General features: G+C 64.2%; 1 protein-coding gene and 1 pseudogene. Both read right to left on the bottom strand.

Annotated features, from left to right (window positions below):
• Window positions 1–1,282, bottom strand: a 1,282-nt coding sequence (locus D0Y60_RS24540; RefSeq protein ID WP_117372587.1) for a methyl-accepting chemotaxis protein, incomplete at its 3' end; no start/stop codon positions are given.
• Between the two features lie 186 nt (window positions 1,283–1,468).
• Window positions 1,469–1,799: pseudogene (locus D0Y60_RS24535) on the bottom strand (methyl-accepting chemotaxis protein); the annotation flags it as partial.

The raw sequence follows: 1,799 nt of genomic DNA, 5'->3' as shown, positions 1-1,799 counted from the left end.
GCACTTCCGAGGCGACGACGGCAAAGCCCTTGCCGTGTTCGCCGGCGCGGGCCGCTTCCACGGCGGCATTCAGGGCGAGCAGATCGGTCTGGCGGGCGATTTCCTGAACGATGGAGATTTTCTCCGCGATGGTGCGCATGGCGCCGACCGCGCGACCGACGGCCTCGCCGGAGGCTTCGGCATCCTTGGCGGACTGGCGGGCGATCTTTTCCGTCTGGGCGGCGTTGTCGGCGTTCTGCTTGATGTTGGCGGCCATCTCTTCCATCGAGGCGGAGGCCTCTTCAGCGGACGATGCCTGCTCGGTGGCGCCCTGCGAGAGCTGCTCGGAGCTGGCCGACAGTTCTTGGCTGCCTGAGGAGACGTTGTTGGCGGCAGAGAGCGCATCGGCGACGACGCCGCGCAGGCGCTCCACCATGCTTTCCAGCGACAGGCCGAGCGTATCCTTGTCGGAGAGCGCCTTCGGCGTGACGGTCAGGTCGCCATTGGCGATCTGATCGGCGATGGTGGCGGTGTTGCGCAGGTTGCCGGTCATCACATTGATCGTGTCGACAAGGTCCTTGATCTCGTCGTTCGTCTTGATCTCGACCGTTTGGTCGAGATCGCCGATGGCGACGGCTTCCGCAACCGTCCTGATCTTGCGCAGGCCGCTGTTGATGCCGAGCGCGATCCAGAGGGCTGCGCCGACCGAGAGAAGGAAGGCCGCGACCGTCAGCGTGATCAGCGTGTAGAACGCCGTCAGATAGCTGGCATCAGCCACGGTGTCGGAATCGTTGATAGCATTTTCCGTCAGCGCTGAAAGGCCTGCGGTCATCGTGTCGAGCTTGTCTGAGGCCGTCGCGCCATCGGTCTGGTTGACTTCGAGCGCGAGATCGCGCTGGCCGGAGCTGACCAGCGAGACGACGCGGTCGTTGATGGCCATGTAATCGTCCCAGAAGTCGCGGACTTCCTGCCACTTGGCCTTGAATTCGCCAGTCGCGTCGTTCTGGCCGTCGTTGAGCGCCTTTTCGAAGGCGGCTCGTTCGGCGGTGATCGTGGCCTTTGCCTTGTTTGTCCGCTCCAGCGTGGTGGCCATCAGCAGGTCGCCTTCGGCAAGACCAAGTCCGTCGAATGCGGCGGCGAGATCGTTGGCATAGTCGTCCTGCTGGATCGGACCCTCGATGAGGTCGTTGCGCAGCGTGTTCATTTCGCTGAGGCTGCGGATGCCGATGCCGGCCGAAACGCAAAGCAGCATGATGAGGAAGCCGAAGGCGAGGCCCAGCTTCAACTTGATGGTAAGACGCATCCCGGATTCTCCTTGTCGCAGATGCCTTTGGGGCGAAGCGTCCGCGATTGCGGCGCTCCCATGCGCGAAGACCGATACACTCACCCTTCCGCGGGCTGCCGATGCAGCCCTTTGACCGACGTCTACATGCGCCGGGTTGTCGCTGCGGCGCATCCGCTTGCGGATGCGCCGCGAATGGTTGCGCGATCAGGCGCTCTGGCGGAAATCCGCGTCGTCGGCGTCAGGACCGCCCATCGACATGTCCAAGGCAAAGCCATTGCTGCGTAGCATCTTGGACGTCGCCGTTGCGGTGCGTTGGGCGGCCGGGCGCGCAACGGCAGCGGGAGCGGCCATCTTTGCGGCGGTTGCGCGCAGCTTTCCGGCGTGGTCGGCTTCCTTGCGGCCGGCATTGTCGACGCGGAAGAAGGCGATGGAGGCCTGAAGTTCCTCGGCCTGGGCCGCGAGTTCTTCCGACGTGCCGGACATCTCTTCCGATGCACCGGCGTTCTGCTGGGTCACCTTGTCGAGCTGCTGGATC

Origin of the sequence: Shinella sp. WSJ-2 (assembly GCF_003432075.1) — a bacterium.
Lineage (GTDB): Bacteria > Pseudomonadota > Alphaproteobacteria > Rhizobiales > Rhizobiaceae > Shinella.
Note: the sequence above shows the minus strand (reverse complement) of the source record. Positions and strands in the feature narration are given on the sequence as shown.